General features: G+C 68.7%; 11 protein-coding genes and 1 tRNA gene. 2 read left to right on the forward strand and 10 right to left on the reverse strand.

What is annotated here, in order from left to right; translation table 11 throughout:
* Positions 1 to 19: 19 nt before the first annotated feature.
* The 7 genes from mfd to RM25_RS12670 all read right to left on the reverse strand — a co-directional run bounded on the left by mfd (position 20) and on the right by RM25_RS12670 (position 8903).
* Complete coding sequence (mfd, locus tag RM25_RS08125; RefSeq protein ID WP_044636293.1) at positions 20 to 3715, reverse strand: transcription-repair coupling factor; 3696 nt, start codon at positions 3713 to 3715, stop codon at positions 20 to 22.
* 78 nt (positions 3716 to 3793) lie between these two features.
* Positions 3794 to 4159 (reverse strand): GatB/YqeY domain-containing protein, encoded by a 366-nt coding sequence (locus RM25_RS08130; protein WP_013161603.1) that lies wholly within the window; start codon positions 4157 to 4159, stop codon positions 3794 to 3796.
* A 67-nt stretch (positions 4160 to 4226) separates the two neighbouring features.
* Complete coding sequence (gene pth / locus RM25_RS08135) at positions 4227 to 4820, reverse strand: aminoacyl-tRNA hydrolase (RefSeq protein WP_013161604.1); 594 nt, start codon at positions 4818 to 4820, stop codon at positions 4227 to 4229.
* A gap of 204 nt (positions 4821 to 5024) precedes the next feature.
* Positions 5025 to 5684 carry a 50S ribosomal protein L25/general stress protein Ctc gene (locus RM25_RS08140; RefSeq protein WP_013161606.1) on the reverse strand — a complete coding sequence of 220 codons (660 nt, stop codon included), beginning with the start codon at positions 5682 to 5684 and terminating at the stop codon, positions 5025 to 5027.
* A 377-nt stretch (positions 5685 to 6061) separates the two neighbouring features.
* Positions 6062 to 7057, reverse strand: a complete 996-nt coding sequence (locus tag RM25_RS08145) for a ribose-phosphate diphosphokinase (RefSeq protein WP_013161607.1) — start codon at positions 7055 to 7057, stop codon at positions 6062 to 6064.
* Between the two features lie 33 nt (positions 7058 to 7090).
* Complete coding sequence (gene glmU / locus RM25_RS08150; protein WP_013161608.1) at positions 7091 to 8638, reverse strand: bifunctional UDP-N-acetylglucosamine diphosphorylase/glucosamine-1-phosphate N-acetyltransferase GlmU; 1548 nt, start codon at positions 8636 to 8638, stop codon at positions 7091 to 7093.
* Positions 8639 to 8824: 186 nt separating this feature from the next.
* Positions 8825 to 8903 (reverse strand) — tRNA-Gln (locus RM25_RS12670).
* A 161-nt stretch (positions 8904 to 9064) separates the two neighbouring features.
* On the opposite strand from RM25_RS12670, the gene pyrB reads away from it, so the two are divergent.
* Together pyrB and RM25_RS08160 are read left to right on the forward strand one after the other, a co-directional pair.
* Entirely contained in the window at positions 9065 to 10111 is a 1047-nt protein-coding gene (gene pyrB, locus RM25_RS08155) for an aspartate carbamoyltransferase (RefSeq protein WP_036941731.1), read from the forward strand.
* 94 nt (positions 10112 to 10205) lie between these two features.
* On the forward strand, positions 10206 to 11015 hold the full coding sequence (locus tag RM25_RS08160; protein WP_044636818.1) for a TetR/AcrR family transcriptional regulator: 810 nt from the start codon (positions 10206 to 10208) through the stop codon (positions 11013 to 11015).
* Between the two features lie 34 nt (positions 11016 to 11049).
* Here RM25_RS08160 and RM25_RS08165 read toward each other — a convergent pair whose 3' ends face one another.
* From RM25_RS08165 to RM25_RS08175, 3 genes are all read right to left on the reverse strand, one after another.
* Entirely contained in the window at positions 11050 to 12027 is a 978-nt protein-coding gene (locus RM25_RS08165) for a 4-(cytidine 5'-diphospho)-2-C-methyl-D-erythritol kinase (protein WP_013161612.1), read from the reverse strand.
* A 76-nt stretch (positions 12028 to 12103) separates the two neighbouring features.
* Positions 12104 to 12964, reverse strand: a complete 861-nt coding sequence (gene rsmA / locus RM25_RS08170; protein WP_036941854.1) for a 16S rRNA (adenine(1518)-N(6)/adenine(1519)-N(6))-dimethyltransferase RsmA — start codon at positions 12962 to 12964, stop codon at positions 12104 to 12106.
* A gap of 5 nt (positions 12965 to 12969) precedes the next feature.
* A complete protein-coding gene (locus tag RM25_RS08175) occupies positions 12970 to 13926 on the reverse strand; it encodes a TatD family hydrolase (protein WP_230640184.1) in 957 nt (318 codons plus the stop codon).
* Between the last annotated feature and the right edge of the window lie 29 nt (positions 13927 to 13955).

Below are 13955 nucleotides of genomic sequence, written 5' to 3' on the forward strand. Positions count from 1 at the left end.
ACCTCCCGGGGAAGTACACCTAGCCCGCGGCGGCACCGGCGGTTGCCCCCACCGTGTCACCTGCAGTGTTGCCGGCGGTGCCCTGCCGCCTGGGGGCATCGGGCAGCAGGATGTCGCGCACGAACCCGGAGGCCCAGGCGATCAACTCGTCGCCGATGATGGGCTGGCCACCGACCTTGGCGGTGCGCGGTGCGGGCACCAGGGCCAGGTTGGCGGCGTTCTTCACCAGGGTGCCCGGGTAGAGCCGGTCGAGGCGCACCCGGCGCGAGTCGGGCAGCGACAGTTCGGTGCCGTCGGGGGCCCGGCGTCCGGCAATCGGCGCAAACCTGATGGATCGGCCCTGGCTCATCACCTCGGTGAGTCCTGCCTGACGGCACAGCAGCCTGAAGGCCGCCACCGTCAGCAACGATTCGGCCTGCTCGGGCACGGGGCCGTAGCGGTCCTGCAGCTCGCCGCGCAGCGCCTCGATGTCGTCGGTGCTGGTGACCTCGGCGATGCGCTTGTACATCTCCAGGCGCAACCGCTCCGATTCCACATAGTCCTCGGGCAGGTGGGCGTTGACGGGCAGCTCGATGCGCATCGGCTTCTCCTCCTCGCCCGGGCCATCGCCCTTGAACTCGGCGACGGCCTCCCCCACCAGGCGCAGGTAGAGGTCGAAGCCGACGTCGGCGATGTGGCCGGACTGCTCATCGCCCAGCAGGTTGCCGGCGCCACGGATCTCCAGGTCCTTCATGGCAATCGCCATGCCGGCGCCCAACTCGTTGTTGGCGGCCAGCGCGGCGAGCCGGTCATGCGCCGTGGTGGTGAGCGTGCGGTCACCGGGGTACAGGAAGTATGCGTAACCGCGCTCGCGGCTGCGTCCCACCCGGCCGCGCAGCTGGTGCATCTGCGACAGGCCCATGTGGTCGGCACGATCCACGATCAGGGTGTTGGCGGTGGGGATGTCCAGGCCGGCCTCGACGATGGTGGTGCACACCAGCACGTCGGCGCGCCGCTCCCAGAAGTCGACCATCACCTTCTCCAGGGTCTTCTCGCTCATCTGCCCATGGGCGGTGACCACGCGGGCCTCCGGCACCATCTCGCGGATGCGGGCGGCCACCCGATCGATGCTGGCCACCCGGTTGTGCACCAGGAACACCTGGCCCTCACGTGCCATCTCGCGACGGATCGCGGCCAGCACCTGGCCCTCGTCATAGGGGCCGGCGAAGGTGAGCACGGGGTGACGTTCCTCCGGTGGCGTGGTGATGGTGCTCATCTCGCGGATACCGGTCACCGCCATCTCCAGGGTGCGCGGGATGGGGGTGGCACTCATCGAGAGCACATCGACGTTGACGCGCAGCTTCTTCAGCGCCTCCTTGTGCTCCACACCGAAACGCTGTTCCTCGTCGATGATCACCAGGCCGAGGTCCTTGTAGTGCACCTTGGACGACAACAGCCGATGGGTGCCGATCACCACGTCGACCTTGCCCTGCGCCATCTCCTCCAGGGTGGTGGCCACCTCCTTCTCGGTCTGGAAGCGGCTCAGCTGGGCCACCGTCACGGGAAAGCCCGAGTAGCGCTCGGCGAAGGTCTGGTAGTGCTGCTGCACCAGCAGCGTGGTGGGCACCAGCACGGCCACCTGCTTGCCGTCCTGCACGGCCTTGAAGGCGGCACGCACGGCGATCTCGGTCTTGCCGTAGCCGACGTCACCACAGATCAACCGGTCCATCGGCACGATCTGCTCCATGTCGTGCTTCACGTCGGTGATGCAGGCGAGCTGGTCGGGGGTCTCCTCGTAGCGGAAGGCGTCCTCCATCTCGTGTTGCCAGGGGGTGTCGGGGCTGAAGGCATGTCCGCGCGAGGCCTGGCGGGCCGCGTACAGCTTGATCAGGCCGGCAGCCACCTGGCGTACGGCCTTGCGGGCGCGGCTCTTGCGGTGCTTCCACTCGGCGCCGCCCATCTTGTCGAGCGCCGGTGCCTCACCACCCACGTAGCGGGTCACCTGGTCGAGCTGGTCCATCGGCACATAGAGGCGATCGCCGGGCTGCCCGCGCTTGGACGCCGCATATTCGATCACCATGTACTCACGGGTGGCCCCTGCCACCGTGCGCTGGGTCATCTCCACGAAGCGTCCGACACCGTGCTGCTCGTGCACCAGGGGGTCGCCGGGCTTCAGCTCCAGGGGCACCACCTGGTTGCGGCGCTTGGTGGGCATCTTGCGCGACGAGCGGTCTGCGTTGGGCTGGTTGGTGATGTCGCCGGCGGCCACCAGGGTGAGCTTGAGGTCGGGGGCGCGGAAGCCGTGGCGCAGTCCCGACAGGATGATGGACACCACATGGGGCTCGGGCTCATCGGGCAGTTCGTCGAGCACGCGGGCGGGCGTGTCATGGTCGCGCAGCATCTCGGCCATGCGGTTGGCCAGTCCCTTGCCCTCGACGCTGGACACCACGCGCCAACCGCGGGCCAGATCATCGGTCATGGTGGCGATGGCCTTCTCGGCGTCGCCGCGCCAGCCGGGCAGCGGCTCCATGTCGAGGATCATCTCGGGGATCCCCCCGGCGAACGCCGCGTCGGCGGCCGAGACGGATTCGCCCGCGGATGCGGATTCTCCGGTGGGGTCCTCGCCCTGCGGGGCACTGTCGGGTGCCGCGGCGAAGGCCGACAGGCTCCACCAGCCCTGGCCGATGTCGAGGCTGTGCTGGCGCACATCGGCCAGCTCCTGGTACGACGACGCGGCCAGGTCGATGGGGGCCTTGCCGCCCGCGGCAGCAGCCGCCCACGAGGCGTGCAGGAACTCCTGGCTGGTGCGCACCAGGTCGGCGGCGCGGGTGCGCACCAGCTCCGGGTCGCAGACCAGGGTGAGGGTTTCGGGGGCCATCACGTCGACGAGCAGCTCCACGCCGTCGGCAAGCGCCGGGATGAGGGCCTCCATGCCCTCCACCGACTGGCCCTGCGAGATCTTCTCCAGCATCTCGGACAGTTCGGGGTGGGCGTCGACGAGGGCGGCCGCGCGCTGTTGCACCTCGGGAGTGATGAGCAGCTCACGACAAGGGGCGGCAACGAATTCGTCGACGGTCTCGTCGGTGGAGCGCTGGTCGCCGACGGTGAAGAAGCGCAGGTCCTCGATGGTGTCGCCGAAGAAGTCGACGCGCACCGGATGGCTGTAGGTGGGGGCGAAGATGTCGACGATGCCACCGCGCACCGCGAATTCGCCGCGGCGCTCGACCAGGTCGACCCGCGAGTAGGCGGCGGCCACCAGGTCGGCCTCGAGCCGGGAGGGGTCATAGTCCTCGGCGGTGCGCAGCTTCACCACCGGAAGGTCGGCCAGGCCGCGCACCTGGGGTTGCAGCACCGAACGGATCGGAGCCACCACGACCGAGGGCGCAGGCAGGTCGTCCTTGCCGGCAATGCGACGCAGCACCTCGAGGCGGTGGCCCACGGTGTCCGAATTGGGGCTCAGCCGCTCGTGGGGAAGCGTCTCCCAGGCCGGGTAGTAGGCAACCTCCTCGTCGCCGAGCAGCGAGCTCAGCTCGTCCACGAGGGACTCCGCCTCGCGGAACGTGGAGGTGACCACGAGCAATGGACGTCCGGCACGACGCACCAACCCCGAGGTGATGAAAGCCCTGGTGGCGGGTGGTCCTGCGATGTCGAGAGCCGGCACACCTGCGCGCGCCTGCTCAATCGCATCGGCAATAGCCGGGTCGTTACAAACGGTATCGATCAGACCCTGCAGCATCACCGGTCAAGCGTACCCGGGGGCGGTAAACGCCCCTGCCCGGTCGACGGGCGTCGCCGCTCGGCGGCCGTCCGGTCCTCAGTCGACCTGTTCGACCAATCCGCGCAGGGCGTCGGCCTCGGCCCGCTGGGCGGCGGCCTGCTCGGCATCGGTGAACATGGCCGCAGAGACGGCGAGTTCATCGGCCTCGCGCAGGATGAGTTCCTGTTGTTCGGGCTCGCTCAGCACGCGCCGACCGGCCTCCGCGGCACCCAGGCCGGTGGCGGACGCCTCAATCGCGCCGGCGGCCGGCATCACGTCGACACCCACGGCGGTGGCGTTGTCGAGCACCGACAGGGCGGCACGCAGGGTGGACATCCGGGTGCGGTTCCTGGCCCGCATCGCGTCCTTGAGGGCGATGCGCAGCCGGTCGTGGATTCCATCGATTGCCCCGTCATGTGCCATGGGGCCAGCAGAGCACAGCGAGCGGGCAGATACCAAACAACGCTGCGGGCGTCCCGGGCGCCTCGGATCAGTTGTTGAACCGGTTCTGGGTGGGACCCAGCCCGGCGTTGATCAAGGAGATGACGGCTTCCGCGCCGTCGTCCACCTCGATCGCCAGTTCCTCGCGTTCGGCCTTGCTGAAGCGCCCCAGCACGTAGTCGGCACCGGCCCGGTGGCCCTGCGGACGGCCGATACCCAGGCGCACGCGGTAGAAGTCGCCGGTGCCCAGGTGGGCCCGGATCGACTTGAGTCCGTTGTGCCCGTTGTCGCCGCCGCCCAGCTTGATGCGCAGGCGACCGGGGTCCAGGTCGAGTTCGTCATGCACCACGATGATGTGGTCGGGCTCGATGTCCAGGAAGTCGGACAGCTTGCGCACGGCGCGGCCCGACTCATTCATGAAGGTGCGCGGCTTGGCCAGCACCAACTTCTCGGGGGCGGGCCCGCCGATCCCCTGGGGTCCGATCCTGGTGGAGGCGGTTTCGGCGTGCATGCCCCGCGAGGCACTGAAGCGCTCCCCCGCCCGCCTGGCCAGTTCGTCGACGGTCAGAAAGCCGATGTTGTGCCGGGTATTGGCATATTGCGGCCCGGGATTGCCCAGACCCACCACCAACCAGCTCATCATTGCCCCCTGTTGTCAGATGTTCTTGCAGATGTTCTTGTCGTCGCCCACTCTTGTTCAGAATGGCCTTGTTCTGAATGGCCTTGTTCCGGCTGGTCCTGCGATCACGTACCCCGGTGCGCCACGAGTGGGCGCCGCCCGAGCAGGCAGACGGGGCGGGACCACGCCGTGTGATCCCGCCCCATCGTGTCAGCTGGTGTGGTGCGCTCAGCTCTCGGAGTCGGCGCCCTCGGCAGCCTCTGCGCCCTCGGCACCCTCTTCGCCGGCGACGGGAACCTCGGGCTCCTCGGCCTCGGTCTCACCGAGCTCGGCCTCAAGGGCCTCCTCGGAGATCTGGGCGACGGCCGACAGGATCAGCGTCTCGGGATCGTCCTCGAGCTCCGCGCCCGCAGGCAGGGTGATCTGGCCGGCCAGCAGCTGGTCGCCAACCTCCATGCCATCGATCGAGGCCTCGATGCGGTTCGGGATCGCGGTGATCTCGGCCTGGATGGCCAGCTGGGTGCGCTCCTCGTTGATGATCGCCTCGGGGGAGGCAACACCCACGAATTCCAGCGGCACCTCAACGGTGACCTTCTCGCCGCGACGCACGCGCAGCAGGTCGACATGCTTGATGAAGCCCTTGATGGGATCGCGCTGCACCTGCTTGGGCAGTGCCAGCAGGTCCTCGTCGCCCTCAACGTGGATGTTCAACAGGGCGTTGGCGGTGCGCAGCGCCAGCAGGGTCTGGTGGCCCGGCAGCGTCAGGTGCACCGGGTCGGTGCCGTGCCCGTAGAGCACGGCGGGAATCTTGTCCTCGCGGCGGATGCGGCGGGCCGCACCCTTGCCGAACTCGTTGCGCGGTTCGGCGTTCAGCTCGATCTCAGCCATCGGTTCTCCTCATGATCAACATGTGCCGTGAGGAGGCATCCCCACGCATCAACACCGTGACGTGTCAGGGAACCTGAGGGTGAACCATGCTCGACGCGCATCTGCGGAGCATTCACCCGCGGCGCACCAGTCGATCACGGCCCACAACACTGCGGACCCTCGCCAAGCGGCAGGGGCAACTATAGCCGAACGGCGACCGATCCCCGTCATCGGCGGAACCGTCGCCGCATCAGGTGGGGCCACCACCGGGCCCGGGACGCATTGACCCCGGCACGCATTGACCCCCGACCATGTGCTGGCCGGGGGTCAATGTCACGGCCCCACCGTGAAACGCAGAACGGGGGAAACCAGGGTCGTGGGGACCCGGGACGGGAGGCTCAGCCCTGCGGGCCGCTGTGTGACTTGTTCGTGAACAGGCTCGTCACCGAGCCGTCCTCGAAGACCTCGCGGATGGCGCGGGCCAGCAGCGGGGCGATGGACAGCACGGTCATCTTGGGGATGTCGATGCCTTCGGGAATCGGCAGGGTGCTGGTGAAGATGATCTCCTCGAACGGCGTCTCGTTGAGACGCTCCTGCGCCGGACCCGACAGGATGGGGTGGGTGGCGCAGGCAATCACCTTCGCGGCCCCGCGGTCGAGCAGCGCATTGGCGGCCTGACAGATGGTGCCGCCGGTGTCGATCATGTCGTCGACGAGCAGGCAGGTGCGTCCCTCGACGTCGCCCACCACCTCATGGACCTTCACTTGGTTGGCCTTGGTGGGGTCGTGGCGCTTGTGGATGATGGCCAGCGGCACCGTGAGGCGGTCGCTCCAGTTGTCCGCCAGGCGCACGCGGCCGGCATCGGGGCTCACCACCACCATGTCGTCGCCGCCGTACTTCTTCTCGACATAGTCGGCCAGCACGGGCAGGCCGGACAGGTGGTCGAGCGGGCCGTTGAAGAAGCCCTGGATCTGCGCGGCATGCAGGTCAACCGACATGATGCGGTCGGCGCCGGCCGTGCGGAACAGGTCGGAGACCAGGCGGGCCGAGATGGGCTCGCGGCCCAGGTGCTTCTTGTCCTGACGGGCATAGGGGAAGCACGGTGCCACCACGGTGATGCGCTTGGCCGACGCCCGCTTCAGGGCATCGACCATGATCAGCTGCTCCATGAGCCACTCGTTGACCGGTGCCGGATGGCTCTGGATCACGAAGGCATCGCAGCCACGCACCGATTCCTCGAAGCGCACGTAGATTTCGGAGTTCGCATAGGTGATGAGGCGGCTGGGCACCAGCTCAACATCCATCAGGTCGGACACGCGCTGGGCCAACTCCGGATAGGCCCTGCCCGAGAACAGCATCAGATGCTGTTTGCTGTTGCGCTTGACGCCGGTCATTCCCGTTTCTCTCCTCTTATCCCCTGGGGGGCTTCAGTTGTCCTGGGATGAGTTCTTGGCGGCGTCAGCGGCAAGCGCCTGCCTGCTTGCCTGCACGGCCGGATGGATGTCCCCGGTGGAGTTGCGGGCTGCCTCGTCCGCCTTGCTCCCCGGATGACGGGCGGCCACCCAGCTGTCGGAGACATGTTCACGACCACGGGCCACGGCCAACGCCCCGGCGGGCACGTCGTCGATGATCGCCGAGCCGGCGGCCACGAAGGCGCCGTCGGCCACGTCGACCGGCGCCACGAGCACCGAGTTCGACCCGATGAACACGTCGTCGCCCAGGTGGGTGGTCGACTTGTGCTTGCCGTCGTAGTTGGCGAACACGGTGCCGGCGCCCACGTTGACGTCCTCGCCGATGATCGCGTCACCGCAATAGGTCAGGTGGGGCACCTTGGAGTTCTCGCCGATCTTGGCGTTCTTCGTCTCCACGAAGGTGCCGATCTTGCCGCCCATCGCCAGCTCCGTGCCGGGACGCAACCTCGCCCACGGGCCCACATTGGTCCTGGGACCGATCACGGCCAGCTCACCGTGGGTGCGGATCACCTGCGCGTCCTCACCGACCTCGACGTCCTTCAGGGTGGTGTCGGGGCCGATCGTGGCGCCGGCAGCAATGGAGGTGGCCCCCAACAACTGCGTGCCCGGCAGCAGGGTGACGTCCTGCTCCAGGGTGACGTCGCGCTGGATCCAGGTGGTGGCGGGATCGGCGATGGTGACGCCCTGCAACATCCAGTGCTCACAGATGCGCCGATTCACCTCGGCGTTCATCCGCGCCAACTGCACGCGATCGTTGACGCCCTCGGTCTGCCAGGTGTCCTCGGTCTGGTAGGCGCCCACGGCATGGTGATGGCGGTTGGCGTACTCGATCACGTCGGTGAGATAGAGCTCGCCCTGCGAGTTGTTGGTGCGCAGGCTGGCCAGGCCGCGACGCAGCAGGTCGGCGTCGAAGACATAGATCCCCGAGTTGATCTCGGTGATGAACAGTTCGTCGGGGTCGGCGTCCTTGTGCTCGACGATGCGCAGCACCTGATGGTTCTCGCGCACCACCCGGCCGTAGCCGGTGGGATCGTCGACGTTGGCGGTGAGCACGGTGGCGGCATTGTGCTGGGTGTTGTGGGTGTCGACCAGCGCCTGCAGCGTGGCACCCGACAGCATGGGGACGTCGCCGTAGGTGACCACCACGTCACCGCTCAGGTCGGCGGGCAGTGCATCCAGCCCGACGCGCACCGCATCACCGGTGCCGTTCTGCTGTTCCTGCACGGCGATGGTTGCCTCGGGGGCGACCTCGGCCAGGTGCTCCTCGACCTGGGCGCGCTGGTGACCCACCACCACCACCAGGCGTTGGGGTTCCAGGGCCGCGGCTGCCCGCAGCGCGCTGCTGATCATCGACTCGCCGGCAACCTCGTGGAGGATCTTCGAGGTGCGCGACTTCATGCGCGTGCCCTCGCCGGCGGCCAGCACGATCACGGCCGCGACACGCGGCACGGCGGTGGCGTCACTCGAGCGTTGCGGGGCGGTCCGTTCGGAATGGGTGCTCATCGCGATTCCTCCTGTCCGAGCGCACCTGGCATCTGTTGCCAAGACGCTGCTTGCCACACAACTTCGGTACCACTTGTTCAGTATTGCTTGTTGCCCAGTACTGCTTGCTTCCACACCAGCTGCTCGTCGCCGCGTGCCCGCGGCCACGTGCCGGTGACTGCTTGCCACCGACCCTTCACGAGCCAGCTCCCTGGGCAGGAGTCGAACCTGCGTCGCTAGTCCTGATTCAAAGTCAGGCGGGCCCTGCCGGCAGACCAACCAGGGAACGATCGCCACGGCGACCGGTCCCAAGTGTAGAGCCCGAGCGCCGGCCCGGGACAATCGGTGTGTCACGGTGGAATCGGCCCGCCGGGGCGACCGGGCATGGCGAACCGAAGTCGTGGACCGGTGCCCGCGACACCACGACGATCCTCTAGGCTGCACACCGTGAGCTCGGATGATGCGACAGTTCCCGTTTCTTCACTTCCCCCCTTTGGTCCCGGCCAACATCTGCTGAGCGTGTCCCAGCTTGATCGTGCCGCGTTGACCAGCCTGTTCGGCCTGGCCGAATCGTTGCGACCGGTGGGCCAGGGCACGCAGGTGTGCCGCATCCTGGAGGGAGCGATGCTCGGCAGCCTGTTCTTCGAACCCAGCACGCGCACCCGGCTCAGTTTCGAGTCGGCCTTCCAGCGCCTGGGCGGCGCGGTGGTCTCCACCACCGGATTCACGTTCAGCTCGATGGCCAAGGGCGAGTCGATCCACGACACGGCGCGTGTGGTCTCGGGGTATTCCGACGCCCTGGTCGTGCGCCATCCCGACACCGGGTCGGTGGCCGAATTCGCCGACGCCTCCGTGGTGCCGGTGATCAACGCCGGCGACGGCTCGGGTGAGCACCCCAGCCAGTCCCTGCTCGACCTGTTCACGATGCGCCAGGAGCTCGAGGCACGCGGCAAGTCCATCGACGGGGCGACCATCGCCGTGCTCGGCGACCTTCGCTACGGACGCACCGTCCACTCGCTGCTGCGCATCCTGGGCCTGTACTCCAAGGTGACCTTCCGCGTCTTCGGGCCGCCGGCCCTGGCGCTGCCCGCAGAGTTCTTCGAGGTGGTGTCCGCCAGCGGGAACCGCATCGTGGAATGCGACTCGGTGGGCGAGGCGATCGGCCCGGCCGACGTGATCTACTGCACCCGCGTGCAGAAGGAACGCCTCTCGGAGCAGGACGAGGAGTCGGTGCACCTGAAGGGCGACCTGCTCAACATGGCGATCCTCACCCAGTACGGGCGACCGGACGCCATCATCATGCATCCCCTGCCGCGCGACTCGCGCCACAACTCCTTTGACCTGTCCCCCGATGTCGACGACTTCCCGGGCCTGGCCATCTTCCGGCAGACCGACAACGGCCTGCTCATCCGGATGGCGATCTTCTCGATCGCCCTGGGCGTGGCCGACCATGTGACCGACGACCTGCGTCCGGCCGCCTGGCAGCGCCGCTAGGCCAACCCACACCACTGCGCAGCCGTTCGTCGCGGGCCGGGTGACGGGAGCCGCCGGCCGCGGTGGCCCGTTGTCGGCGTGGGACAATGACGCCGTGAGCAGCCAAACCCCAGCACGAGCCACACGACGCGGACGCACCCGCATGACCAGCGCCGAGCGCCGTGAGCAACTCATCGTGGTGGCCCGGTCACTGTTCGCCGAGCGGGGCTTCGACGGCACCAGCGTCGAGGAGGTCGCAGCCCGCGCACAGGTGTCGAAGCCCGTTGTCTATGAGCACTTCGGCGGCAAGGAGGGCATCTACGCCGTCGTGGTCGACCGCGAGGTGACCACCCTCGACAATGCGATCATGGCGGCCATCGCCGTGCCCGCCACCAGCTACCGCGAGGTGATCGAGCGCGGCACGCTGGCGCTGCTCGACTACATCGACGCCTCACCCGACGGCTTCCGCATCATCTCCCGCGATTCCCCGGTGGGCAGCGCCTCGGGATCATTCGCGTCGATCCTTAATGACATCGCCACCCGCGTGGAGGACCTGCTGGCTCCCCCGCTCATCCGGCGGGGCTACGACGCCACCATCGCCGGCGTCTACAGCCAGGCGCTGGTGGGACTCGTGGCGTCGGCCGGGCTGGCCTGGCTGGACACCCGCAAGCCCGACAAGCGACGCGTCGCGGCGGAGCTGGTGAACCTGGCATGGAACGGGCTGGCCAGCATCGAGCACAAGCCCACCCTGATCACCGACCGCGGTGCGGTGCCGGGCAAGCGGCGCCACACCAACAAGCTGCGTCCGGCCCGCACGGCCAGCAAGGGCGCCACTGCGGCCGCCCGCAAGCGGGCCGCGAAGTCGTCCCACGCGTCGTCCGAGGACGATTCAGGTCCCGTCGACCGGGCCGACGGGCAGGACTGACGGGCACGGGCAGGACTGGGCCGGCAGCGCCCGCTCAGCTGACCACCAGTTGGGCCCCGGGTGCGGGACTGGTGACGCACAGGGTCTCGTCGACCTGCTCCAGGCTGCGCAACACGGTCTGCACCAGATAGGCATCGGGCTGGGAGGCGCACAGGAAGGCGCAGGTGGGGCCCGACCCCGACACGATCCCGGCCAGTGCACCGGCTGCGGTGCCCGCCGCGAGCACCTCGCGGAGCTCGGGACGCAGCTGACAGGCCGCCTCCTGGAGGTCATTGCCGAGCAGCGGCGCGACGCGGGCGGCGTCCCCACTGGCCAGCGCGTCGAGCAGGGCGGTGCAGGCGTCCGGGTCGTCCGGCCGCAAGGGCACCACCTTGCCGGCATCCACCTGCTCGTCGAAGCAGGCATAGACGCTGGGGGTGGACAGGCCCCGATCGCTCAGCGCAAGCACCCAGTGATAGTTGCCCCGCGCCAGCGCCGGCATCACATCGCCGCCACGCCCACGGCCCAATGCCGTGCCGCCCACCAGCTCGAACGGCACGTCGGAGCCGATATCGGCGGCCAGTTGCACCAGGTCGTCGGGAGTGGTGTCCAGGTCCCACAACACCGAGCAGGCAAGCAGGGACGCCGCGGCATCCGCCGAGCCGCCGGCCATTCCACCGGCCACCGGGATCGACTTGTCGATCGACAGGTGGACGCCCAGGTCGGCGGTGCCGAAGTGGTGGCGCAGGGCCACGGCTGCCCGCACCGCAAGGTTCGTCGGATCATCGTCGACGCGGTGGGCGTGCAGGCCGCGCGTGGTCACGGTGATGGCATCGTCGCGGCGGCGTTCGGCCGTGAGCTCGTCGAACAGGGCCACGGCCTGGAAGACGGTGGCGAGTTGGTGGTAGCCGTCGTCACCGCGGGCGGCGACGCGCAGTGCGAGGTTCACCTTGGCCGGAACACGCACCCGCACACGCAGGTCCACGGCGCCCAGGCCACGGGCGCCACTGGCGGGGAATTCGGTCTCGCTCACACCCTCAACGTATCCCGGAACTGCACCCGGGGCTGCCGGGATCCTCCCGCGCGCCCTGCCGGCACGGTCGGCGCGATCAGCGGCTCGGTGTGGCGTGCGGCAGCTGCTCGGCGATCGCGGCGAAGGCGGCGATGTCCAACGCCTCACCGCGCACCGTCGGGTCGATGCCGGCCGCCTCGATCGCGGCGGAGGCCGCCGCCGAACTTCCCACGATGCGCGCCAATGCGGAGCGCAGCATCTTGCGGCGCTGGGCGAAGGCAGCGTCGATCACGGCGAACACCTGCTCCCGGGAGGCGCTGGTGGCCGGCGGCTCGCGGCGTTGGATCGCCACCAGGCCCGACTCCACGTTCGGCACCGGCCAGAAGACGCTGGGCGGCACCGTTCCGGCCTTGTGCGCCTCGGCGTACCAGGCGAGCTTGGCGCTGGGCACGCCGTAGGTGCGACTGCCCGGAGCGGCCACGAGGCGATCGGCCACCTCGAGTTGCACCATGATCAGTCCCGCCCGCCAGGACGCGAAGCGTTCGAGCATGTGCAGCAGCACCGGCACGGCGACGTTGTAGGGCAGGTTGGCCACCAGGCGGGTCGGCGCGGGCCCGGGCAACGACTCGACGCGCAGCGCATCGTCGGTGACCACCCGCAGGCGCCCGGCCCGATCGGGTTGATGTTCGGCCACGGTGAGCGGCAGTTGGGCCGCCAGCACCGGATCGATCTCGACGGCGGTGACGCCGGCAGCGGAGGCTAACAGTCCGAGGGTCAGTGATCCGAGGCCCGGCCCCACCTCCAACACCTCATCCTCGGGTCCTACGTCGGCCAGCGACACGATGCGGCGCACCGTATTGGCGTCCACGACGAAGTTCTGGCCGAGCGTCTTGGTGGGGCGAAGGTTGATGGCGTTGGCGTGCCGCCGCACGCTGGTGGGATCGAGGAATTCGGCCACGCCGCTCACCAGGTTCCGGTCACGATGGCCTGCGGGTTGCTGCCGTAGGCACGCGAGGTGTTGGCGTCGAGCTGGCGGCACCATGCGGCCAAGGCCTGCTCGTCACTGGTCTCGATGCCACGTGCCGCGGCCAGGAAACGCACCGTGTGCGGCACGAGATAGGGAGCATTGGGGCGTCCCCGCATCGGCACCGGGGTGAGATAGGGCGCATCGGTTTCCACCAGCACCTTGTCGGCCGGGGTGCTGCGCAGTGCGTCGCGCACGGCACCATTGGCCTTGAAGGTCACCGATCCGGCGAAACTCAGCCAGGCATCGTGTTCCAGGCAGGTGGCGGCGAACTCGGCATCGCCGCTGAAGCAGTGCAGGATCGTGCGCGGCGGCCACCCGTATTCGTCGAGTACCGCGGCGACGTCGGCATGGGCGTCGCGATCATGGATCACCAGGGCACGACCGGTGCGCTGGGCAATCTCGATGTGGCGGGCGAAGAGCTCCCGCTGGAAGGCCTGGCCGGCAGGGTCCTGGATGCGGAAATAGTCCAAGCCGGTCTCGCCCACGGCACGGACCCGCTCATGGGCGGTGGCGAGCTGCTCGATGCGCCGCATCACGTCGTTGACCGCTTCGGGGCCCTGACGGGCCACCATGCGGGCTCCGTCGTTGGGATGCAGCGCCACGGCGGCCACCACCTGTTCGTGGGTGGCCGCGAAGTCCACCGCCCACTCGCTGCTGGGCTGGTCGCAGCCCACCTCGACGATGCGGTGCACGCCGACGACCGCTGCGGCCGACAGGTTGAGCTCGGGGTCGAGCCCGGAGAACTCGACGGTCGCGTCGGCATGGGTGTGGTTATCGGTGACCAGTGCGGGCAGTGGCTCGGGAAGGGCAGGCAGCTTGGCCTTTGACAGCTGGGATTCGATCTCGGCTCGCTTCACGTCGGCCATTATCCCCTCGCGTGTGGTGATGTCCATATTGCTGGTGTGCACGGTCCCATTTCTCG

Origin of the sequence: Propionibacterium freudenreichii subsp. freudenreichii (assembly GCF_000940845.1) — a bacterium.
In the GTDB taxonomy this organism is placed as follows: domain Bacteria; phylum Actinomycetota; class Actinomycetes; order Propionibacteriales; family Propionibacteriaceae; genus Propionibacterium; species Propionibacterium freudenreichii.